Genomic DNA, 22,238 nt, shown 5'->3' with positions numbered 1-22,238 from the left:
ATTATTCTCCAAAGATATCAACAAACCTTTGTTTATCTTCCTCTCTCGTTGAAAGTAAATCAGCAACATCCGAAGTCAATACATCCATTTCATCAATTGTCTTCAAGCCTTCAGGTGCCATTATCCCTTCACGAATAGGTGTGTAACCAATGTCAGCCGCCATTTGCTGTCCTTGCTCTGATAAAACAAAATCAACAAATGCCTTTGAAACTTCTTCATTGTCCGTTCCATTCATAATTCCAATCGGCTCTGTTATAACAGGTACACCTTCCTCTGGATAAATTAATTCAATCGGTGACCCTTCCGCTTTCGCACGAGCGACAATGAAGTCCACAACCATTCCATATGCTTGCTCCCCGCCAGCAACAGCTTGGAGAACGGCTCCATTTCCTTGTACGACTGTGACATCTTGTCCACTAAGATTTTCGAAGAATTCCCAACCAAAGTCACCTTGTCTTGAGAAAACCCCAACATTATAAGCAGCAGCTCCTGAATAAAGCGGACTCGGCATAATGACTTCTCCATTCGCATCATCTTCATTTACAGCGTGCCAAGATGTCGGAAGCTCTGCTACATCATTCGTATTAACCGCTAATACAGTCGCCATCACTTTCGTTCCCGCATACATATAGTCTGAATCAATGAACTCATCCGGAATATGAGCAAACTCATCAGATTCGTATGCCAATAATAATTCTTGTTCCTTTAATGATTCAAATGTAACAGCATCAGCTACTAACAGGACATCTGCTTGAATGTCACCCGCCTGTTCCTCCGCGAGAATCTTACTAATGACTTCCTCCGTACCTGAACGGAAGATCGTCACCTGTACATCTGGGTGTAGCTCATTAAACCCACTAACAAGCTGTTCTGCATCCGCATCTGGCTGTGATGTATAAAATTGAACCTCACCAGAAATAGATCGACCTTCTTCACTATCCACTTGCTCTGTTTCTTGATCCTGCTGATCCTCTTCACCGTTAGTTTCAGAATCTGTCTGACTATCCTCTGCCGACCCACACGCTGTTAATACAAGCCCTAACATTAAAATCATTGCCATCAACCATTGCTTTATCATATTGTTTCCTCCTTCGTTTCTTGTATCATTTTTACACGTAACCAACGTTCAAATTTACGCAAATGCTTGCGTTGACTCACTTTACCCTCTAGTGGAGTCACCGTAATATAGCCCCCTTTAAGCTTAGCGAAGTCCCCTTCATCATCAAACTCTGTCAGTTGCTGCAAGCGATCCTTTAACCAATAATAGACGTTGCCATACGGATCATTCAGACCGACATACCGGTAGCGCGCAACCGATAGATCTAGTGGAGCTACTGCAATCCCTCTACAATACTCTTTTTTCACATAAGGCAAATTCACATTCACAAAAACCCCGCCAGGTATCTTATTTGCTAATAATGGTTCTAGTACCTGATATAACAACCGCTTTGGAACTTGAAAATTAAGGTCCTTAACCTCCAATCGATCAATTGAAACAGCCATTGCTGGAATTTGGTACAATGCTGCTTCTGCCGCAGCTGCCATCGTTCCAGAATAATAAACATCTCGACCCAAATTCGGACCAATATTCATTCCAGATACAACGAAGTCTGGCGGCTCCTTCATTAAGACATCCATACCTAGCTTCACACAATCGGCCGGTGTCCCATTCACTGCCCATGCGTGCACATTCCCCCCAAACAGCTTCACAGGTGATGCCTTTAAAGGCTGTCGTAGTGTAATAGAATGGCTAATCGCACTCCTTTCTTGATCCGGGCAAACAACATAAATTTCACCAAAGTGCTGTAGCACTTCAATTAACGCCGCCACACCAGGAGCAAAAATTCCATCATCATTTGTCACAAGAAATTTCAACTTGTCACTTCCTCCATATTCTTTTCGATGTAAGCTTTCATATAGTGAGCATGCTTCTTTAATAGTTCACTTTCCTCACTTGCATCATAACCTTCAAGAACGACAGGTAAATGACTACCCTGTACACGCTCTAAAAAAGGCTCCAGCTCTAGCTCTCCTTCTCCTAAGGCAACATGATAGACAGAGGAGGTCGAATCACTTAAATGTATTTTGCTGACTCTCGTCATTTGTTCAAATTCGGCTACAATATTTTTGTCCAAAGAAATATGCGCTGCATCAAAAGTCGCTTGCACATGCTCAGAGCGATTGAATAAAAAGGGCGCCATCTGCTGACCAGATGTAACGAATTCCTTTTTCTCCACTTCCATCAGCTCGAGTGACATCGTAACCCCGAATGTTGCTGCGGCTTCCTCCAAATAGTCCAAACTCTCTTCTAGCTTGCGGATATGCCACAACGTCCAATCTTTTGAAAGTGTACGCTTACCGGGGTGAACCGTTACATTCGTCGCACCGATCGACGCTGCTAATGCAAATGACTGAACGACCTCATTGATTGATTGCTTTCGAATCCCTTCGTTAAGCGAACAAATATTTAAATCCCAGCTCGCAGCATGAAAGCTCACTTCAAGGTTGTATCTTTTTAACATTCGCTTAATATCACGGACCATCATTTTGCTATGCCAAATTTGCTCTGCCCATAGCTCGATTCCATGAAGACCATAAAAGGAGACAGCCGCTCCGATATCATGAATGCTCTTTCCCCATAACAAAGTAGATGATGCATATAGCTTCACTTCTCCACCTCACCTTCTAGGAGGACACTAAAAAAAATTAAATACGAAACTTTTTCAGTGCCTTTCCTTCTAGTTGTCCAAAGACCCATTCCAAACGCTTAGTATCATAGTCAACTGAACCAATAGGATACGGACTTCGTGAATCGTAACCGTGAAAGTCACTGCCGACACTGACAAGTAATTGATGCTTAGCCGCTCGTTTGAGCCAATACATACGTTCACGATGCTCATGCTTGGAGTAGTACACTTCAATTCCATCTAGACCGGCTTCAAGCAATGCTTCGAAGGAATAGCTCCAATCATACTCGCCTGGGTGCGCGAGAAATGCTTTCCCACCACATTCATGAATAAGCCCAATTGCAGCCTCTGCCGAAAGTCCTCTTCGGCTAACGAAAGCTTGTCCTCCCTTTTTCAATAGCTGATCATACGCTTGCTTCGATGACGAAAAGAAGCCCTTCGCTACGAGTTCATCCGCAATATGAGTCCGTACAATTACTTGTCCTCCGGCTCTTTGCCAGCAGTCCTCCCAATCAATTGGATAACCGAGATTCTGAAGCCGTTCAACGATTTCCTTTGACCATTTCCGTCGTTCTTCCTTTCTCCATTTCACATACTCCAGCAAGCTCGGGTGATTCGAATCAAAGCCATAACCAAGAATATGAAGCTCTCCTTGAGCACCGTCTGTATTGAATTCAATGCCAGACAATAGCTGAAGTCCACAAGAAGTCGCTAGTTCCTTCGCTTCAAAATAACCGGAAATTTCATCATGATCAGTAATAGAAATAACTGAAAGTCCAAGACGTAAAGCCTCAGCAACAATTTCTCTCGGCGTCATCGCTCCGTCTGAGTGTGTACTATGCATATGTAAATCAATCCGCAACCAATCACATCCCCCCATCTCTTTCTGCTACCATCGTATAAAATGAACATCAAGTGAGAATAAAGAAGACTTAACCATTTTGTAAAAGGTTTGTGAAGCTGTCATTTGTAAAGATAAGGTAAATGATAGGAGGAATCGAGGTATAACAACAGGTTGACACGCTTCATAGAGAGGTTACATGTAAATTTATTGTAAAAAATTTATCATTCCTTTACATAATTCGGCATGGTTCCCTTTACATTCTACTGTTTTTTTATATTTCCACTTCTACTATTACGAAAAATTTATCATCTCATCTATTTTCCCTTTATAATGACAGCTAACAAATCCCAAGAATAAGAAAGCCGAAGTCAATAAACTACTTCATTCATTCGTTCACCTGATGAATCTTACACGAGACTGCTTTTTGAAATGCTACACATTTGTTGAATGACTACCGGACGGATTCAAGCCGATCAAAGCCGATTCCAGACAACGTGATCAGCTTTCAAACAGGAAAAAAGATCGGACGCAACGAACTCTGCCCTTGCAAAAGTAGGAAGAAGTGTGAGACCTGCTGTGGGGTTAAGGTTATACAGTGGAAGCCACTGAAAAAGTTTTCATTGGCTTTGATATGACTAGCGATTGCTTCACTTAATACGGAAAATCCACCACTGTAACAAAGCAGCCGTATCGCACATTGCTTTAAAAGAACCGCCAAACTCCATCCGTGTTCTTTGTAGCGGTCGCCCGTGCGTATGGGACAATGATCTGAATGTAGTTTCATTTCAGATCAACGACCACACTACCCGCGAAACCACTTCTATGCTCCTTGATGGAACCTCATTCCGCTATTTCATTTATAAAGCCCTTTTTTACTGCCCTTCCGGAACCTCATTCCGTTATTTAACCGTTTGTTCTTCGTTTCTCTCGTCTTTTGACGTATTAGCGGAATGACGTTCCGTTTCGAACACTTATATAGCCTATTTCTTCCTTTTAACGGAATGAGGTTCCGCTCTCGCTAAGATTATTCGTGCATTGCTGAATGTAAATTATAGCAGTGGCGGGTGCGTTTCACGTACAGCTTACTTCAACGCAATCTTCACAAACTTTCTCTTTCCAACTTGGATGACTAAACCGTCTATAACGGAAATACGCAAATCAACATCCTCTACTCGCTCACCATTTACCTTCACTCCTTTATTCGCAATCATTCGTCTCGCTTCCCCTTTTGAGCCTAGCAAACCTAATTGTACAAGTAGCTCGATCACTAATATGTCACTAGCACCGTTCCATTCAATGACCGGTAGCTCATCAGGAATGGCACCTTGTTGAAAGACCGAGATAAACTGGCGCTCAGCCTTTTCCGCTGCTGCAACACCGTGGTACATCGTAACAATGGTTTTGGCTAATTGCATTTTTGCATCTCGTGGATGGCATTGACCTGATTGAAGGTCTTCTTTTATTGCGTTTAGTTGTTCAAGAGAGAAATCTGTGACCAATTCGAAATATTTCTCCATTCGTTCATCTGGAATCGACATCGCTTTCCCGTACATTTCTTGTGGGCTCTCATCAATTCCAATGTAATTTCTCTTAGATTTTGACATCTTTTCTACACCATCAAGACCTTCTAACAATGGCATTAATATAGCGACTTGCTTTTCTTTACCCAGCTTCTCCTGAAAATGACGCCCCATTAGCACATTGAAATGTTGATCCGTCCCACCGAGTTCAATGTCGCAATCGAGTACAATTGAATCGTATCCTTGCATTAACGGGTAGAAAAATTCATGCAGGGAAATCGGCTTACTGAAGGCCATTCTCTCTTCAAAGTCATCTCTCTCCATCAATCTTGCCACTGTTATTTTCCCAGCTAATTGAATAACATCTTCAAAATGGAGCTTTGACAGCCATTTTGAATTGTAATGAAGCTCAACTTTGTCCATATCAACGATTTTGCCAAACTGTTCAAAGTACGTCTTCGCATTGTACTGAACTTCCTCATCTGTTAATGGCTTTCTTGCTACAGACTTCCCTGTAGGATCTCCTATCTTTCCAGTGAAATCACCAATTAGCAGTTGAATCGTATGCCCATTGTCTTGAAACTGCTTCATTTTCTTTAGAACAACCGTATGACCAAGGTGAACATCTGGCGCTGACGGATCTAATCCTAGTTTAATTTTTAGCGGCCGTTGATCTCTTACCGATTTGGCCACCTTCTCTTCTAATTCCTCAACTGGAATAATATCGTGAACCCCTAGTGTGTACATATCCATTTGCCTTTTGACTTCTATCCGTTGCTCTTCTGTTAATTGCTTCATCACTTCATTCATTATGATCCCTCCAAATATAGTAAAAAAACCACATCCCTCCTATAGAAGGGACGTGGTTGTCACGCGGTACCACCCTTGTTGAAGATGCAACATCTCCCACTTTGTACGAATAACGGCTCGTCCGTCTTTGCTGATTAATCAGCAAAGAAAGCTCAAGAAATGTAATTTACCTTATCTATGTATCGATTCACACCAACCATCGACTCTCTAAAAACAGGGAGATAAAGGCTACTTCTTTTTCTATCATTGCTTTTCCATTCATTTTTGTTAAAACTTTTGATCTTTCACAACTTTTCTTAGTAGCTTAGAGATTGTTCTTTGCTCATCGTTCGATAAACTCGACACAATCTCCACCTCGCCTTTATGAAAATGAGGGTATAGCTCCTCCATCACATGCTTTCCCTTTTCCGTTATCGTCACGTAGGTGATGCGGCGATCTCGTAAATCTTTTTTTCGATAACAGAAATCCTTATTTTCTAACGTTTTCGTAATGTTACTAACCGTTGCTTTTGTAACACCTGCTAGCTCTGCTAATCTCTTCGTTTCTATGGACTGCCCTATCCACAAATCATATAGAATGGAAAACGATGTCCAAGATAGATTGTATTCTGCCAAAACTTCGCGCTCCATTTTAATACGTAATCCTTGGGCAACACGATAAATATTCGTTACAACGGTAACTGCATCAACGTTCAATGAATCGATTGGTAGCTTCGTTAAGCGATTCATCGTCTCTTTCTCTTCAGGAAGCAGTTCTCCCTCTTCATTAATTGTATGAATCAGACACCCTCCTTAATTTTCATAATTGTTAGCTATGAAACGATATTAACAAGAAAAAGATGAGGATGCAAGAGTGAACTGAAAAAAGTTTTATACTTTTTCCATCCCCTCTTATATCCCTCAGGCGCCTTACTTCAAGTGGCAGTTCGCCTTCTATCTAGCTACAACCGCAATGACCGCCAGTATTCCTCCTAATATAATAAAATAACTCACCCGTTTGCTATTTTTGCTAACCTTTTTGGCGACATTCTTTGGAATACGGTCTCCTACATTGACCTTTCTTATTTGCTGCCAGACTAGCATTAAAAAAACAAGCCCTGTTACCATTAGCATTATTGCGATAATATTTACGAAATCATACCATTCCATTCAGCTATTCTCCTATTCAATTTGTTCGATATAATGCGCAACAACAGCTTCTGCCATTTTACATACCTTTTTGCGTAAAAACTGAGGCTCGACCACGAACATCTGATTAGAAAATCCAAGTATATACCTAATAGCTTCCTCTTCCGTATCAAAAGATAGCTTAACAAGCACCCAGCCTTCCTTATCGACCTCACTTATTTCAATAACTCTTACAAAGTGACTGGAATAAGATAGCTTCCCTATGATGAACTGAGTAACCTTCACCTGCACTTCATAGGTCGGTAATTCTTTAATAAAAGCCTCTGTTGAAGACTTCCAGTATTGAGCAATGTCAAAGCTCTTTGGTCGTTCAAATGTCTCGTTAATAGGAGAAGCCTGCTGAATTCGTGAAGCTCTATAATTTCGAATCTCACCATTCTCCTTTGATGCAATCAAATACCATCTGTTCCCCTTAGCAACTAATCCCAGTGGCTGTACAATACGTTCAATCGTTTGTCCATCTGCACGCTGATAGACCATATTTAATTTATGGTTCTTCCAAATAGATTGTTTAAGAGCTTCGAAAGATTTGAGCTTTTCTTTCTCGTTTCGCCATGAGCTTGTATCAATATAGATTCGATTCCATACTTCTTTTGCACCTTCACGATATACAGCAGGAAGTGAGGCTATTAGCTTAGTTCGCGCATCTTCTGATGTACGAGTTAGCTGTAAATCATCAAGTAATTGTTTTGAAGGTGAGACAAGCAAAGCATGAATTTCAGATTCCTTTAAGCCTGTTAAGTTAGTCTGATATCCTTCAAGCAATGACCAGCCACCCTTTTTGCCACGTTCAGCAACAACGGGAATGCCCGCACCACTTAGGGCATCCATATCCCTATAAATTGTTCGCTCGGACACGTCTAACCTTTCAGCTAATTCCTTCGCAGTTAACTGTCCTTGAGATTGCAGCAACAAAAGAATGGAAATTAATCGATCTCCTCTCATTATGATCACCTTGTATATGAATAGATTATATTCATTTAATTAAATATGACACTTGTTGTCAAGATTCAGACCTTATAATAAGAATACCTTACCAAGAAAGGATGAAAATAATGAAACCACTTAAAGGAAAAATAGCTCTCGTAACAGGAGGAAGTCGAGGAGCCGGCAGGTGCATCGCTCTAGAACTAGGTAAGGCTGGCGCAATCGTGTACATTACAGGACGAAGTGTTATAGGGAATGCAACTAATCAATGGCCTGGTACCATTGATGACACAGCTTCACAAATTAACGCTTCAGGCGGAAAAGGGATTGCCATACGATGTGATCATACAAATGATTCAGAAACAGAAGCTGCCATCGCAGCCATTCGCAAGGAACAAGGGAAATTAGATCTATTAGTCAATAATGTGTGGGGTGCACATGACCTCGGTGTTGAAGCAAAGCCTTTTTGGGAATTACCATTAGAGCATTGGGATACGATGTTCACTGCAGGTGTCCGTGCCCAACTAGCTACTAATCATTTTGCCATTCCATTACTACGTGAAAATCATGAAGCTCTCATTGTGCACACTACCTTTTGGGATCATAATAAGTACACTGGGCAATTTTATTACGATTTAGCAAAGCACGCTTTAGTAAGGATGGCATACGGACTCGCAACAGAATTAAAACAAGACAATATTACGGTACTTGCCGTTTCACCTGGTTTTATGAGAACCGAACTTGTCCTAAAGCACCATGGATCAGATGAGGACCATTGGAAAGAGTCAGAGGAGTTAAGAAGAACGGAATCACCATTTTATATCGGTCGTGGAATTACAGCATTAGCAAGCGACCCCCATGTTATGGATAAAAATGGACAGGTATTAAGAGTTGGTGATTTAGCAAGAGAGTATCGATTTACTGATATAGATGGACGTTATGTTCCACCGTTTACGTTGTAATTTCTAGACTTAGCTTTTAGTCTTTCCAGTTAAACTAAGGTGATAAACATTTTGCTTATCACCTCTTCCATATCTCTATCATTACGTCTTATGAAAATGAAGTGATTTTGCGATACTGTATTCTCTCGTATTACATCCACTTATCGTGGCAGCAGCCTTCCTCCACGCAAAAAACGATCAACCATTTCCGCCGTTTCCTTTTGATGATGAATCTCCTTATGGCCATACGGAAGAGTAGTGAAGTCTGTTAGCTCTGGAAAGTAAACAGAATCCACCTCGACACGTCCATCGTTCGCTTTATCAAGAAGACGTCCTAGCCATAGCTGATTTTTATTTCCGGCTATCGCCGCGATTTCAATTTTGTGATCATAACTAAATTGGTACGAGTCAATCTTTTCTTTTGTTAAAGACTTAATGGTCTTAAAAATTTTCGTGTATAGCTTCACCTTACTTGCAAGCATTGCCAGTTTATTGCCGTTGTTAGGTGTTGCGATTAAGACACAGCGTCCAATTTTATCAGTATAATTACGATTTGTAATAAGCTTACGTATAACAAGTCCACCTGTACTATGCCCAATAAGATGGACCTTCTGACCTTCAGAATTGTCGAGCTTGCTCATGATATCCTCTAATAATGCCGTTGCATCCTCAACATCCTGAAAAGTAAGCGGAAGCTCTGGCAACAAGCACGTATATCCAAGCTCCTCTAAATGGTGTTGCAGTGGCTTCATATCATTTGAATGCTTGTTAAAACCATGAATGAGCATTGCACGAATGACCGTCATCTCCTTTCACTCTTTGTTAGCACTTTCTCATCTCAGTCATCAATTTCAGAATGATAGACTGCTCAGTAGAACTTAATGACGCTTGATAATTTTCTCAGGAATCCCACCTACAACACCGTTATCTGGAACACCTTTTGTGACAACGGAACTGGAAGTAATGACAACATTATGTCCGACTGTCACACCAGGGTTAATACTCGCTCTTCTCCCAATACGAACAGGCTTCCCAAATTCAGCACCAGAAATTCTCTCTTCTACCTGAAGCGGATGCGTTGCCGTATAGATGTGAACGCCAAGTGCCACAAAGCAGTTCTCACCAATATTTTTCTTCTTTTCGTTTAAAACAGGTCGTTTTGATTAGGGCTCGGGACTGAAAAAGCGAATTCTATGATGTTGCACATAAAATTCGCTCAACTTTCTATATCTCATTCCTTACATTCGCTTCTTCAACCACTTTAACGCTAAATCAACCCAGACTTCACACTCTTGATTGATTTGTGCTGGATCATTCGCTGTCGTTTCATCACTTAGAGACAAACCATGTACTCCATTTTCGAAGACATGCAGTTCATACGGAACTTTCTGTTTTGCTAATGCCGTCGCAAAATTCAAGGCATTTCGTGCATAAACTAAATCGTCATCTGCTGTATGCCAAATAAATGTGGGTGGCGTTGCCTCCGTTACGAAGCGGACAGGACTTCTCCCTTCCAACTCCTCTATCGAAGGCTGTTCTTTTCCAAATACAGCTTGATTGGATACTCTCCAAAGCTCCCGTTTTCCTTCATCAACTTCTTTTTCCGCTTCTTCCTTCATGATCAAATAATCGGTCAGTGGATAACCTAGAATAAGGGCATTTGGCTTCAGTTGTTCATTGGAAGCTGATATTGGTTCCTGTAAAAAGGATTCATGCCAATGAACACCCATGCTTGCAACTAAGTGGCCCCCTGCCGAAAAGCCACATAAAACAATTTGATCTGGATCAACATTCCACTCATCCGCGTGCTCTCTCACCTTCGAAATGGCCTTACCTAAATCAAACAAGGCTTGCGGTAAGACAGGCTCTTCTCTTCCTTTTTGACTAAAATCCATTGTAAAGGTTGGGTAGTACGTCGTATAGCGAAGCACAAATGTTTGATATCCTGCCGTCATAAACCTCAAGGCAACAGGCTCCGCCTCCCTATCCGACGTCCCTAAATAAGCACCTCCAGGGCATATGATCACAGCAGGTCTCTTCTTATTGGGTTGCAGCTCTTCTGAATGCTCCCAAACATACGTCATTAATTTCGCTTCGCTTTCATCATTCCATAGTAATGTTTTTTTGTGGATCACTATACTCACTCTCCCATCTTTATCAATACTCGTTTATTTCTATGAGCGCCTATTCTATTCCTTTAATCTTTCACATGTTATCTCCCCTACACACCTATTCCTTCCACCTTCCCCTTCATCAGTCTAGCCCGTTTCCCTCTCGTCACAATATACAGTAGCACAACCAGCTCTACAGCCATCCCAAGTGACTGCGCCATCGCACCAATCATCCCGTTCCAGGCAGGAACTAGAATCGTCATACATACAGCAACGATAGATGTAATCAAGAGATTAGAAGATTGAGAGATCACCATGCTATTCGTTTGATTTCGCACCATTAAGATGCCATTGCAATAATCAATAAACGGAAACACAAGTGTCATAATCATAAATACTCTCAACGTATCAAGGGTCGCAAGCATCAGCCTTTCGTTCGCACCAAGAACATGCTCAACGACAAAGGGTCCAATTGGCGTAAAGCAAAACAATGCTAATACCAACGTTGGTATAAAACCGATCATCAACGTGAATTGCTTTACCTTTCTCGGATGATCCTTATAAAAAGTTAGTACGATCTGGTGGGTGTAGCTAAAAAAGCTTAAAAACAATTGCGCAACACTTAAAGCAAGTGCATAGGAAGCAATCGCCAGTTCAATCTCAGCTGTCCGTCCTAGAAAAATATTAATAACAGGACCAACCATAACGATAATGAGCGAGGATATAATAAGAGGGTAGTAGAAACGAAACACTTGTGATTTCCGTTCAATATGATGGGCGGGGTCTTTTTTCGTCATTTTCTTCACGAGAATTCGCCCTTCAATGAAGCTTACTAAACTCTCAATCATCATCCCAAATAAAAAAATATAGGCGCCCGTTTTCGCGTTAATGTAACCCGTTTGAATAAACACAAGAGATAATAAGTACATCCCAATTAAACGAATGACCATCCCAATCGTCAGCCATTTTGTTTGCCGATTTAAAATGATCACACCTTGAAACAGGCAACGAATAGCTGAAAAAAAGGTGACAATAATCAAAATTTGATACACATCAACAATCTGGCCGATCATCGCCGACTCCGCACCAAAAATATGAGCAAAGATCCACGTACCAATCGGTGTATAAGCAATCGTTGCCGATAAGAGCATAAGTGTTGCTACAACATAGACCGCAACCATTGACATCGCCTGAAAAGAAACACGATCGCGAACTAACGCTGAGCAGGCATTCCGTAATAACACACCAAGTCGCTCCATGATCGAAAACAAACTCATCGCAATCACATAACTAGCAATAATGACCTCTGCATCACTCGCCCGTGCCAACGTACCATTAATAATAATATGAGATAAGGTCACTAGGATGGCCGATAACCCTAATGGAACAAAAAAGGCTAATATTTTCGACGTCTTCAGCGTTTCCTCTGTTTGTATGAAAGAAATCCCCTTCTTTCTTCTAATCTAGACTGTTATTGAAATCGCTTACTATTCTATTATGCCACAAATAGACAAACATGAAAAAAGAATTACTTATATGGGCCCGTTAAGAGATACGGTCTATCATTTGTTCGAATGAGTAATAAGCGGTTCCTCATTCCTCTATTTTCTCCTCCTAGCTAGATCTCCATCATTTAATGAATCCTCATTCCTTTATTTCACCTTTTCCATTGTGCTCACTGCTCGTTTCGACCGAATAGCGGAACAGCGATTCCGCTATGACCTCTTTGACCTCGTTTCCACCTGTTTAAAGGAATGAGTATTCCCTTTTCCTCACGTAATGGAAAAAGTTTGGTTTCTAACTTTTTTTGGTGTCCTTTACGCAATGTGCAAACCGTCTCCTATTTAAAAAGCCTGATAGAGTGAATTTCTCCTATCAGGCGAGCAATGGGTGAAGCTATTGCCAATCAAATGTATTTCCTTTGTCTTCTTTTATAGGCCAAGTAGAATTTTATTTAGTACTCTTTTGCGTTGATTGAATATACGTAACGATTTCCTTCACAAGTCGCTCTGCATTAACGCTCACGTCTTGATCTAGTCCTTTATCATGTGCATCCTCTAGTATTCTCTTTAAATCATCCTGAGACAATTCAATGTTCATATTTATCTTTCTCCTTCTTATGACAAGCATTCACTTCACATTAGAGAATACCCTCAATGGAGATACGTTAAACCTTACCCTCAAAAGATCCAAATAAGAATGGAAACAGTAAAGCAATACACAGCAAAATATAAGAGCTTTCCAGACGTCACCACGTCAATAAGCAGCTTAATTGCGAAAATCGATACGATCAATGAAGTTAGAAAAGCAATCACGTACAACCACAGCAAATCATTATACACGATTACTTCATAGATCGTCGTCGATTCAAGTACAAGGCTTCCAATACTAACGGGAATCGATAAAAAGAAAGAAAACTTCAATGCCGTTTCTGCTTCGATCTTTCTCGCTAGTGCCGCGACAATCGTCGCACCTGAACGGCTAATGCCTGGTGCTAGCGCTAGCATTTGGGCAAGCCCTACGATCACTGCATCAAAGATCGTAATGCCACCATCCGTTTTATGCCCACGCAAATTACGGATAAGCCATAAGGCAATCGCGGTTATCATTAACGAAATTGCTACATAACGAAGCGCTGTTAATTCTCCACCAAAGAAATCACGAAGTAACCCACCAATGACAACGGCCGGAATCGTCCCAATGATTAACAAGCACGCTAAACGAAACGATTCATAATGCTTTTGATTACGAGCTCGTACATATTTGACCACGTCAGTCGTTAATTCGATCAAATCCTTACGATAGACGATAAATACAGCCAGTAGGGATGCTCCATTCAGAAATACCTCAAAATGAAGATCAGGTACATCAACTCCGAAGTAATGCGATACAATGCGTAAATGACCACTTGATGAAACAGGTAAAGGCTCAGTCGCGCCTTGAACAATTCCAAGAAATATGTATTTAAGCACCTCAATGAATTCCATAGTGAACTCCTTTTTTAAATCAAAATCATCTGTAAGTGTAGCATACAGGAGTCACGTTTGTAGATATAGACAAAAAATATGATAAAATTGTCAAAGAAAAAGAGATAGAAGGTGATGGCAATGAATCTATTAGAAAAAAGCTATACATTTCTCATTTTAGCCGCTGTCATCATCGGTCTTGGCGTCGGACAAATTAACGGCATACATCTATATGCTGAAGCTGCGATCACACCGCTTTTAATGCTGATGCTTTATTTGACGTTTTTAAACATTCCGATTGCCGATATGACAAAAGCGTTTCAAAACATTCGCTTCACCTATACATCGATCATCATTAATTTTGCATGGACGCCGCTTTTAGCATGGGTGCTTGCCCTCACCTTTTTAAGCGATCATCCAGCGTTAATGATCGGCTTCATCATGCTTATGGTAACACCTTGTACGGATTGGTACTTAATTTTCACAGGAATAGCAAAAGGGAATGTCGCCTTGTCGACAGCCATTCTACCATTAAACTTACTTTTACAAGTCATCTTACTGCCTTTTTACCTGTTTATCTTCGCCGGAACATCTGGGACGATTGAGCCTTCTCTTTTACTTAAAAGCCTTGTAGTCGTATTAGTACTTCCACTAGCACTCGCATTCGGAACGAACCTTGTATTAGGAAGGAAGCCAGTCTTAAAAACAAAGCTACTACAAACGCTAAGCGTCTTTCCCATGCTCTTATTAAGCCTAGCAATCGCTTCCTTATTCGCTGCACAAGGCTCCTTACTATTCGAGCACCTTGACATACTATGGCTACTCATCCTTCCGATTCTTTGCTTCTTCATCATTAATTATGTCATTAGTCAAAGAATTGGGAAATGGATTGGCTTTGTAACAGCTGACCGCGTAAGCTTAAGCTTAGCGACATTAGCCCGAAATTCTCCGATCGCCCTTGCGATAGCGATAGCCGCATTTCCGAATGAACCACTCATTGCCCTCGCGTTAGTGATTGGCCCATTGCTTGAATTGCCTATTCTGGCTATTGTGACGCAAATGTTGATGATGAGAAAGCATTGAATAGCTGCATCTCACTTTTTCTTCGGTATCCTTCATTTCTTAAATACGCCGTCCCTTTATCATTCGAGATAGCGTATTTTATCTTCACAATAATAGCACACAAAGAGTCTTCCAATTCTTTGTGTGCTAAACAATCCTTACCCCTTCACCGCACCAGACGTCAAGCCCCCAACAATATGCTTCTGTCCTATAATAAAGACAATCAATACGGGGATCGATGTTAGCACGATATTCGCACTCACTAAATTCCACTGTGCGCTAAACTGCCCAAAGAAGTTAAACACAGCTAACGTCACTGGCCACTTATCTACAGAGTTAAGGAAATAAAGTGGCGCTGTAAACTCATTCCAGACATTCATGAAATTCAAAACAAATATTGTTACGAGCACCGGCTTCAATAATGGCAATATAACACGATAAAATAAACTAAATGCATGGCAGCCATCAATGACCGCCGCTTCATCAAGCTCGCGCGGAATATTCCGCACAAATGCGTAAGCAATAAATAATGAAATCGGTAGTCCCATTCCCGTGTATAGCAGGATCATCCCCCAATGCGAATTAATTAATCCAAGCGTCTTCATTACATTCATTAACGGAATATAATTAAGTGGCAGGGTAATCCCTAATATAATGAAGAAATAAATCGCCTGATTGAGCTTTGAAGGATTACGCGCTAACACAAAAGCTGCAAACGCAACGAGAATGACTAAGATCGATGTACTCACAACCGAGTGTAAAATACTATTAAAAAACGATACAGCCAAGTTCCCACGTTCAAACACGATCGCGTAGTTTTCGAACATCCACTGTTCTGGCAATCGCAATGTCAGAACAGTCGCCTCTGCATCCGTTTTAAAAGAGTTAAGCAAAATAACAGCAAACGGAAGAATCACAATAATGCTTAGTAGCCAAGCAACGATATTCAGTAGGATTGATACTCCTTTTTTTGCTTTCATTTAGTATTCCACCGCCTTTTTGTTCATCGTACGAATAATGAAGAAGGAAACAACAACCATGATGACAAATAGTAACGTTGACAAGGCACTTCCTAAGCCCCAATATCCTTTTGCAAACGCCGAATAGACAGCTGTGTTAATCACGTCTGTTGCATTCCCTGGTCCACCGTTCGTTAAGACGTATATGATATCGAATACACGTAATCCATACGTAATGTTCAATACCGTCGTAATTGTAATCGTGGGCAAAAGCATCGGCAATGTAATCGAGAACAAGCGCTTGAAAAAGCCTGCCCCATCGATTTCTGCCGCCTCATAGTAATCGTTCGGAATGGCAAGTAATCCCGCAATGAAGAGAACCATAATATAGCCCATTCCCTTCCACGTATCAACGGCCATCACGGACGGCATGGCCCACGCTAGCGAACCTAACCAATCCATCGCCAAAAAATCTAAACCAATAGAACGTAACGTATTATTGACAAAACCGAAATTCGGATCTAGCAAACTTTTAAAAACCAGTCCGATAATTAAAAAGGACAGCACTTGCGGAGAAAAAATGACCATTCGGTGGAAATTTGCTGCCCGTACCCCATTAACTAGCAGAATCGCAATTAAAAGTCCTAATACCGTCTTGGCGATCGACGTCACAAGCGTGAACACAAATGTATTTTTAATGAACGTCATATACACTTGATCCCCAAATAAAATGGTCCGATAATTGTCCAAACCAATGAAATTTTTAATATCCGAATAACTATTCCAATCTGTAAATGAATAATAAATCCCCATAAAGGAAGGCAATACAATAAAGATAAAATAAATGACAATCGCCCCAAGCGAAAAATACCACGGATACAGCTTATTTCGATTCAATCCTCTCACTCCTTCCAAATCTTTGCTGACGATGAATGAAACAACGATAGTAAAGGTCTCTTTTTTTATTCGTTGTAAGCAACTCGTTCTTGCAGGAGCACTAATAAGTTTGATTTTTAACTTTTTTGGTGCCACCGTACTCACTAAAACAGCTATCATCGTTTTCAGGGGTGTTCCAAAAGGTAAATACCTCTTAGGACACCCCCCTTTGCTTCATTTAATCCCAAGCAGGGTCTTGCTGAACTTTTGCTAGTTCTGCTCGCCGATTGTCAATATTCTCAAGGATTTGCTCTGGAGTAAGTGCTCCGGCAAACATACCAGAAATGTCTTTTCCAATATCCATCCACTGTGGGTCAATATATGTGACAGCCGCTTGCATAACGGTTCCTGAATCTAAGTTTTCTTCGTATTCAATATAATCAGGTGTTAGCTTCGGTTCAATTTCTGGCCAGCTGATCGTTAAGTTTCCTTCACCACCGTCAAAGAAACGTTGAATGTTTTCATTTTTCGTCATCCAGCGGAAAAACTCACGAATTTCCTCTTCATGCTCGCTATTCTGATTCCCAAACATAGCCGCTGATCCACCTGGGTTCACACCAATTGTTTGGTTATCGCCCCACGGCATAACGAAAAATCCAATATTACCGTCCATTTCAGGATGAGCATCAATAATTTCTTGCTCAGTACCAGGAACTCGTAGAATCATCGCTGCTTCTTCACGACCGAACGCATCTAAGCCTGCTTCTACTGTATTCGAGATGAAGTTCTCACCGTAATAGCCCAAATCAGCAAATTCATTCACCTGCTCGATCACTGTCTTTAAGTGATCCATCTCAGCTACGAGCATCTCATTGTTATTAAGCTTCTCATAAGTGCCTGGCTCTACATTCTCATAATGTGGACCAATTTCAAATAAAGGTAGCACTTGGTACCAGCCACTTCCTGGCGCTTGCCAAAATGGAATAACACCTGTTTCATGAATCGCACCAGCGACGTGCTTAAATTCCTCATAGGTTGTTGGAATTTCCAACCCTAAGTCTTCAAAAATACTCTTATTGTAATAGACATACCAAATCTTTCTTGGTGCATACGTTACGCCATAGACTTTATCGTTATAGCTAACGGATGGTAAAATTTCTTCATCCATCCGACTTGCAAACTCTTCGTCTGTTAAGTCAAGGGCATTATCCTCAGGTCTTAAGTTCGCATTTAAACTTAAAGGATCGACATCTAAATTAATAATATCTGGCGCTTCTCCTGTTGATAATTTCGCTCGAATTAAATCACGCCACTGGGCATCTGGTACGACTTGAAAATCAATCTTAATACCTGTTTCCTCTGCAAAATCCTCAGCCATCTCTTGCATAATCCCTGTTCGAGGAATACCAGATTGATGCGTTCCAAACGATAATGTCACATCTTTACGCTCTTCTTCACCTGTTGAGTCATCACTTGAGCCACATGCTGCTAGAACGATTAATAATAAAGCCGACATCATAAGTGCAATCCATTTTCTTTTCATAAGGTTATTGAACCCCCTGTGTTTTTGATTTACTATTATCTAGAACGGCGCCGCCTACTAAATTAAGAATACGCTTACATTCATGTTTGCTCAATAGACAAAAACGGCCTATCGTTTGCACTTTTTAGAACGGTATAACCATAGGAGGAACAAAGATGTTACCGCTTACTCATCAAACGCTACAGTCACGCTTATTTAACTATTATTCACTCTTCTTTTGTATCGTTTTATTTCTAATTGCGGCCATTTTGTTCACCGCCTTATACAATTACAATCGCAATAATATAGCTGAGCAACAACAGCAATTGAGCCGTTCGATCTCACATGCGATTGATCAAGAGCTAGAGAAAATAAACAATTTCTCAATGAACATCGTCTACTCAAATTTAGTAAAGGAGCATTTCAATAATGATCTCACTCCCATTTCTGAGGAGTATGAAGGTGGCATATTAATTGACCTTGAACGATATGAAAGCACGACAACACTAATCGATGTCATTCTTGCCATTATTAGTAGCTCACAAACAGCGAAGCAAGCGAACATTTACGATTTTGACGGCAAAATGCTCGGAGCTGGTCTTTTTAATGGTGAACTTACAATCGACGTCATAAATCGTACATGGTATCCAGAAACAAAAGCAAAAGACGGATTTAAGCATATAAGTCTCGTTCGTGAAGAGGAGCTCCCATATTCGATTAAACAGCATTCGACAAATCCAACATACGTTGCGCTAACAAGAGTGTATAAAGATCGTCATTATGTCGAACAAGGGATTGTTGAAATTTTACAAGGGGCACATACGGTCTTTCATTCGATTCACAATACGATGAACGCTAATGAACAAATTGATATTTATGTCGTTAACGAAAGCGGCACTTTTTTTTACCCTTATGAACAACAATCAGATTCCTTTTATGGAGATGACTATTTGAATATCATTCATCAGCTTCAGCTACAAGAGGATAAGACTCATCACATTACGAGTCCAGCTGACCATAGTAAACAATTAATGATCCATACGTCTTCTGCCGATACAGGGTTAAGCATCATCATTGTTCAAAATCAAAAGGAGCTCTACGCCTTTTTGAATCGAGTGACCTATTTGTTCGCCATCATTTTCATTGTTGCACTCGGGGTGATTCTTTGGATTTCCTTCATCGTTTCCAAACGAGTGACTCAACCATTGAATCAATTAACGAAAAAGATCAAGCAAATGGATCTAACTAATTTATCCAACACGAATGATCTCCATACTGAAAGCTTTTCGATCGGCGAAATCGACACATTAAATCGTTCATTTCACGCGATGAATCAAAAGCTATCTCATTCCCTCGATGAGCTACTTATTGCCCGTTCACAGGAAATGGATGCGAAATTTCTCGCCCTCCAGTCACAGATGAATCCACATTTCTTATACAACAACCTTTCGAACATTAGCGCAATGGCGGAGGCTGGAATGGATCATGAAATTGTAAAGCTTTGCGAGAATATGTCTTTTATGCTGCGATATATAGCTACAGAGAGCAAACAAGGTGTTCCATTACGAGACGAATTAAATTATACGAAGCACTACCTAGAATGTATGGACATTCGTTATGAAGATCAGCTTATCTATACCTTTGATATCCCAGACGAAATGAACACAATTATTGTTCCGAAATTGTCGATTCAACCACTCGTGGAGAACTCGATTAAGCACGGGTTACATGTCCCACCCCCTTGGCATATTACGATCACTGGCCAACAAACTGATACAAGCTGGTCCATCACGATTACTGATAACGGTCCAGGCTTTGACCCTGATATTATAAGCCAGCTTCAAGCCTTTCTTACTGAAAACAAGCTTCGTGCGTTACCGCAGCTTAGTATTAACGGAATGGGCTTAAAGAATGTCATAACGAGGTTGAAGTTCATGTACGAACAAGAATTGAATGTAAATATCCAAAACAAAAAAAATGGAGGAGCAATGATTACGATCAGCACCTCCACCCACGAAAGAAAAAGGGAGGAATGAAGGATGACAACTAAATTCAAAGCGATCGTCGTCGAGGACGAAGCATTAATAAGACGCAGCATCACGAAAAAAGTTCACGAACTAAACGAGACGATCCAAGTCGTTGGTGAAGCCATGAACGGAAGAGAGGCTTTAACTCTCATTGAAGAGCACCTTCCTGACCTTGTTTTAACTGATATTCGCATGCCAATGATGGATGGTCTTGAGCTTGCCAAGCAGCTATTTTTCGGCTATCCGCATATTAAAGTGGTCATTATAAGTGGTCATCACGAATTTGAATACGCACGCCAAGCCATTGCCTTTCAAGTGAATGAATATTTGTTGAAACCAATCGTCAATGAGGAGCTCGGTGCCACCTTATCTCGAATCGAATTACAATTAAAAAATGATCTTGAGTCCCTAGCTCATGTCGTAAATTCCTTAGCTGGCTATGATCCTGAGGAGCTTATCGAAACGATTAAGCTTTATATAAAAAATCACTTTCATGAGGACTTATCATTAAAGGACATCGCAGCTCAGCTTAATTTTTCTACCGATTATTTAAGCAAAGTTTTCAAAAAACATACTGGAGAAACTCCGATTAAATATTTAACTCGTCTTCGCATTAATGAAGCGAAGCGACTTCTCACGACAAACGTAAACATGGATATTAAAACTGTCGGTAAGCTCGTCGGATATCCGGATCAGCACTATTTCAGTCGTGTCTTTAAAAATAATACGGATTATTATCCAAGTGAGTATAGAGAACGTTAAAAAAGTGTAAGAGCCATTACAGTACTATACACTGCAATGGCTCGCACATTCACTACTGGCCTGGATGATTAAAAAAAGTCTCAGAATAAAGCTCTGCTAACTCTTCATCAGCTCTTTCTAAAATAGTATATAAATAATCCCAATCATTCTTAGGCATTTGCCACATTAAACCGATAATTGTTACATCTCTCTCCCTAAGCTCATTCATGATAAGTGCAGAACCATTAATATCATCTCGATTAAAATTCATACCAGCAAAAGTTATTTCATCCCCATCACTAATGAAATGAAACTCCCATTCAAAAATACGCTCTTTCCTTCCATACATACCAGCCATTGTTCTTACGTTCGAATCAATAAATGTATATCGAATCTCTTCCCACTCAATGGTTGTATTAGAATGAAATACACTATTACTATGTATCGAACGTTCATCTACATATTGGTATTCATTCATGAGCAATATATTAACCACTACAAATACCATAAGCATTATTAAAAAAGATCTCCATCTACTTATCCACTGTTCACCTTCACCCCAAAAGTAACATCGAGTAAATACGAACCATAAGTAAAAACAGAGGATATACGTTAAAATTTGTGTGTAAAATGAAGTATATGGTTTGGAATAAATCGCTTCTTCAGGAATAAACCAGCTAACCTTCATTTGAAAAATAAACTCCATCACTAAAAAGACACACATAAATAAAAAGGCGCTCACATACACCTTAAACCAATTATTCTCATACCACCGTTGTTCCTTCTCCTTTAAAATTAGCACACCAACAATACAAAAGATCAGCGATGTGGGCAATATGACCCATTGATTGTCTCCTCCCCTAAACCAAATCAGATAAGCTATAACGACAACTATCCCACCGAAGGTCTTCCGATTAATCTCCACTTCTATACCCTCCAACCACTCCTTATTCTTTTATGATTATAGTACAGAAGACAACGCGGATAGTATAGGATCATTTTCCTTTTTACAGAAATGTGTAAAACCTAAAAGAGATCATATAATAGAAACGCTTTA

Annotated in this window: 21 protein-coding genes, 1 pseudogene and 1 other annotated feature; of the genes and pseudogenes, 4 read left to right on the top strand and 18 right to left on the bottom strand. The window is 40.4% G+C overall.

Going from position 1 to position 22,238, the window contains the following annotated elements:
* Window position 1: 1 nt before the first annotated feature.
* The 8 genes from ACERJO_RS11405 to ACERJO_RS11370 all read right to left on the bottom strand — a co-directional run bounded on the left by ACERJO_RS11405 (window position 2) and on the right by ACERJO_RS11370 (window position 7,994).
* Window positions 2-1,078, bottom strand: coding sequence for an ABC transporter substrate-binding protein (locus ACERJO_RS11405; protein WP_373647519.1), 1,077 nt, complete (start codon window positions 1,076-1,078; stop codon window positions 2-4).
* Window positions 1,075-1,875: a 5'/3'-nucleotidase SurE gene (gene surE / locus ACERJO_RS11400; protein WP_247102629.1), complete on the bottom strand. Its 801-nt coding sequence runs from the start codon at window positions 1,873-1,875 to the stop codon at window positions 1,075-1,077. The genes ACERJO_RS11405 and surE overlap by 4 nt, the downstream gene beginning before the upstream one ends.
* The gene (locus ACERJO_RS11395) at window positions 1,872-2,669 is read right to left on the bottom strand and encodes a sugar phosphate isomerase/epimerase family protein (RefSeq protein ID WP_373647518.1); all 798 of its coding nucleotides are present in this window, start codon (window positions 2,667-2,669) and stop codon (window positions 1,872-1,874) included. The genes surE and ACERJO_RS11395 overlap by 4 nt, the downstream gene beginning before the upstream one ends.
* A 37-nt stretch (window positions 2,670-2,706) precedes the next feature.
* Window positions 2,707-3,549: a PHP domain-containing protein gene (locus ACERJO_RS11390; protein ID WP_373647517.1), complete on the bottom strand. Its 843-nt coding sequence runs from the start codon at window positions 3,547-3,549 to the stop codon at window positions 2,707-2,709.
* Window positions 3,550-4,613: 1,064 nt separating this feature from the next.
* Window positions 4,614-5,861, bottom strand: a complete 1,248-nt coding sequence (gene tyrS / locus ACERJO_RS11385) for a tyrosine--tRNA ligase (protein ID WP_373647516.1) — start codon at window positions 5,859-5,861, stop codon at window positions 4,614-4,616.
* Between the two features lie 43 nt (window positions 5,862-5,904).
* Window positions 5,905-6,117: a binding site (T-box leader), on the bottom strand.
* An 11-nt stretch (window positions 6,118-6,128) separates the two neighbouring features.
* Window positions 6,129-6,590 carry a MarR family winged helix-turn-helix transcriptional regulator gene (locus ACERJO_RS11380; protein WP_252120609.1) on the bottom strand — a complete coding sequence of 154 codons (462 nt, stop codon included), beginning with the start codon at window positions 6,588-6,590 and terminating at the stop codon, window positions 6,129-6,131.
* A gap of 204 nt (window positions 6,591-6,794) precedes the next feature.
* Window positions 6,795-7,010 carry a hypothetical protein gene (locus tag ACERJO_RS11375; RefSeq protein ID WP_373647514.1) on the bottom strand — a complete coding sequence of 72 codons (216 nt, stop codon included), beginning with the start codon at window positions 7,008-7,010 and terminating at the stop codon, window positions 6,795-6,797.
* 12 nt (window positions 7,011-7,022) lie between these two features.
* Window positions 7,023-7,994: a helix-turn-helix transcriptional regulator gene (locus ACERJO_RS11370; protein ID WP_373647513.1), complete on the bottom strand. Its 972-nt coding sequence runs from the start codon at window positions 7,992-7,994 to the stop codon at window positions 7,023-7,025.
* Window positions 7,995-8,104: 110 nt separating this feature from the next.
* On the opposite strand from ACERJO_RS11370, the gene ACERJO_RS11365 reads away from it, so the two are divergent.
* Entirely contained in the window at window positions 8,105-8,938 is an 834-nt protein-coding gene (locus ACERJO_RS11365; RefSeq protein WP_373647512.1) for an SDR family NAD(P)-dependent oxidoreductase, read from the top strand.
* 140 nt (window positions 8,939-9,078) lie between these two features.
* Here the strand turns inward: ACERJO_RS11365 and ACERJO_RS11360 are convergent, their stop codons facing one another.
* The 6 genes and pseudogenes from ACERJO_RS11360 to ACERJO_RS11335 form a co-directional block, all read right to left on the bottom strand.
* The gene (locus ACERJO_RS11360) at window positions 9,079-9,723 is read right to left on the bottom strand and encodes an alpha/beta fold hydrolase (protein ID WP_247102608.1); all 645 of its coding nucleotides are present in this window, start codon (window positions 9,721-9,723) and stop codon (window positions 9,079-9,081) included.
* Between the two features lie 72 nt (window positions 9,724-9,795).
* Window positions 9,796-10,044, bottom strand: a pseudogene (locus ACERJO_RS11355) (LbetaH domain-containing protein); the annotation flags it as partial.
* A 111-nt stretch (window positions 10,045-10,155) separates the two neighbouring features.
* Entirely contained in the window at window positions 10,156-11,052 is an 897-nt protein-coding gene (locus ACERJO_RS11350) for an alpha/beta hydrolase (protein WP_373647511.1), read from the bottom strand.
* Window positions 11,053-11,138: 86 nt separating this feature from the next.
* Window positions 11,139-12,389 carry a multi antimicrobial extrusion protein MatE gene (locus ACERJO_RS11345; RefSeq protein WP_373647510.1) on the bottom strand — a complete coding sequence of 417 codons (1,251 nt, stop codon included), beginning with the start codon at window positions 12,387-12,389 and terminating at the stop codon, window positions 11,139-11,141.
* Between the two features lie 589 nt (window positions 12,390-12,978).
* Entirely contained in the window at window positions 12,979-13,128 is a 150-nt protein-coding gene (locus tag ACERJO_RS11340) for a YwzD family small protein (RefSeq protein ID WP_373647509.1), read from the bottom strand.
* Window positions 13,129-13,208: 80 nt separating this feature from the next.
* Entirely contained in the window at window positions 13,209-14,015 is an 807-nt protein-coding gene (locus ACERJO_RS11335; protein ID WP_373647507.1) for an undecaprenyl-diphosphate phosphatase, read from the bottom strand.
* A gap of 120 nt (window positions 14,016-14,135) precedes the next feature.
* Between ACERJO_RS11335 and ACERJO_RS11330 the strand changes: the two genes are divergently transcribed.
* Complete coding sequence (locus tag ACERJO_RS11330) at window positions 14,136-15,077, top strand: arsenic resistance protein (protein WP_373647506.1); 942 nt, start codon at window positions 14,136-14,138, stop codon at window positions 15,075-15,077.
* Window positions 15,078-15,214: 137 nt separating this feature from the next.
* Here ACERJO_RS11330 and ACERJO_RS11325 read toward each other — a convergent pair whose 3' ends face one another.
* The 3 genes from ACERJO_RS11325 to ACERJO_RS11315 form a co-directional block, all read right to left on the bottom strand.
* Entirely contained in the window at window positions 15,215-16,036 is an 822-nt protein-coding gene (locus ACERJO_RS11325) for a carbohydrate ABC transporter permease (protein WP_247102596.1), read from the bottom strand.
* Window positions 16,037-16,921 carry a carbohydrate ABC transporter permease gene (locus tag ACERJO_RS11320; RefSeq protein WP_247103101.1) on the bottom strand — a complete coding sequence of 295 codons (885 nt, stop codon included), beginning with the start codon at window positions 16,919-16,921 and terminating at the stop codon, window positions 16,037-16,039.
* A gap of 208 nt (window positions 16,922-17,129) precedes the next feature.
* The gene (locus ACERJO_RS11315; protein ID WP_373647504.1) at window positions 17,130-18,434 is read right to left on the bottom strand and encodes an ABC transporter substrate-binding protein; all 1,305 of its coding nucleotides are present in this window, start codon (window positions 18,432-18,434) and stop codon (window positions 17,130-17,132) included.
* Window positions 18,435-18,589: 155 nt separating this feature from the next.
* Between ACERJO_RS11315 and ACERJO_RS11310 the strand changes: the two genes are divergently transcribed.
* Window positions 18,590-20,449, top strand: a complete 1,860-nt coding sequence (locus tag ACERJO_RS11310; protein ID WP_373647503.1) for a cache domain-containing sensor histidine kinase — start codon at window positions 18,590-18,592, stop codon at window positions 20,447-20,449.
* Window positions 20,450-20,452: 3 nt separating this feature from the next.
* On the top strand, window positions 20,453-21,202 hold the full coding sequence (locus ACERJO_RS11305; RefSeq protein WP_373647502.1) for a response regulator transcription factor: 750 nt from the start codon (window positions 20,453-20,455) through the stop codon (window positions 21,200-21,202).
* Window positions 21,203-21,254: 52 nt separating this feature from the next.
* Here the strand turns inward: ACERJO_RS11305 and ACERJO_RS11300 are convergent, their stop codons facing one another.
* Window positions 21,255-22,106 carry a hypothetical protein gene (locus tag ACERJO_RS11300; protein ID WP_373647500.1) on the bottom strand — a complete coding sequence of 284 codons (852 nt, stop codon included), beginning with the start codon at window positions 22,104-22,106 and terminating at the stop codon, window positions 21,255-21,257.
* Window positions 22,107-22,238 lie beyond the last annotated feature (132 nt).

The organism is Halalkalibacter sp. AB-rgal2 (assembly GCF_041821005.1).
Lineage (GTDB): Bacteria > Bacillota > Bacilli > Bacillales > Bacillaceae_D > Halalkalibacter.
This window is presented reverse-complemented; position numbering and strand designations above follow the sequence as displayed.

What these genes read in the sequence shown, in the direction of transcription:
- ACERJO_RS11405 (WP_373647519.1), bottom strand. Translation starts at nt 1,078, where the DNA reads ATGATAAAGCAATGGTTGATGGCAATGATTTTAATGTTAGGGCTTGTA.
- tyrS (WP_373647516.1), bottom strand. Translation starts at nt 5,861, where the DNA reads ATGAATGAAGTGATGAAGCAATTAACAGAAGAGCAACGGATAGAAGTC.
- ACERJO_RS11380 (WP_252120609.1), bottom strand. Translation starts at nt 6,590, where the DNA reads ATGAATCGCTTAACGAAGCTACCAATCGATTCATTGAACGTTGATGCA.
- ACERJO_RS11375 (WP_373647514.1), bottom strand. Translation starts at nt 7,010, where the DNA reads ATGGAATGGTATGATTTCGTAAATATTATCGCAATAATGCTAATGGTA.
- ACERJO_RS11370 (WP_373647513.1), bottom strand. Translation starts at nt 7,994, where the DNA reads ATGAGAGGAGATCGATTAATTTCCATTCTTTTGTTGCTGCAATCTCAA.
- ACERJO_RS11365 (WP_373647512.1), top strand. Translation starts at nt 8,105, where the DNA reads ATGAAACCACTTAAAGGAAAAATAGCTCTCGTAACAGGAGGAAGTCGA.
- ACERJO_RS11360 (WP_247102608.1), bottom strand. Translation starts at nt 9,723, where the DNA reads ATGACGGTCATTCGTGCAATGCTCATTCATGGTTTTAACAAGCATTCA.
- ACERJO_RS11340 (WP_373647509.1), bottom strand. Translation starts at nt 13,128, where the DNA reads ATGAACATTGAATTGTCTCAGGATGATTTAAAGAGAATACTAGAGGAT.
- ACERJO_RS11335 (WP_373647507.1), bottom strand. Translation starts at nt 14,015, where the DNA reads ATGGAATTCATTGAGGTGCTTAAATACATATTTCTTGGAATTGTTCAA.
- ACERJO_RS11330 (WP_373647506.1), top strand. Translation starts at nt 14,136, where the DNA reads ATGAATCTATTAGAAAAAAGCTATACATTTCTCATTTTAGCCGCTGTC.
- ACERJO_RS11325 (WP_247102596.1), bottom strand. Translation starts at nt 16,036, where the DNA reads ATGAAAGCAAAAAAAGGAGTATCAATCCTACTGAATATCGTTGCTTGG.
- ACERJO_RS11315 (WP_373647504.1), bottom strand. Translation starts at nt 18,434, where the DNA reads ATGAAAAGAAAATGGATTGCACTTATGATGTCGGCTTTATTATTAATC.
- ACERJO_RS11310 (WP_373647503.1), top strand. Translation starts at nt 18,590, where the DNA reads ATGTTACCGCTTACTCATCAAACGCTACAGTCACGCTTATTTAACTAT.
- ACERJO_RS11305 (WP_373647502.1), top strand. Translation starts at nt 20,453, where the DNA reads ATGACAACTAAATTCAAAGCGATCGTCGTCGAGGACGAAGCATTAATA.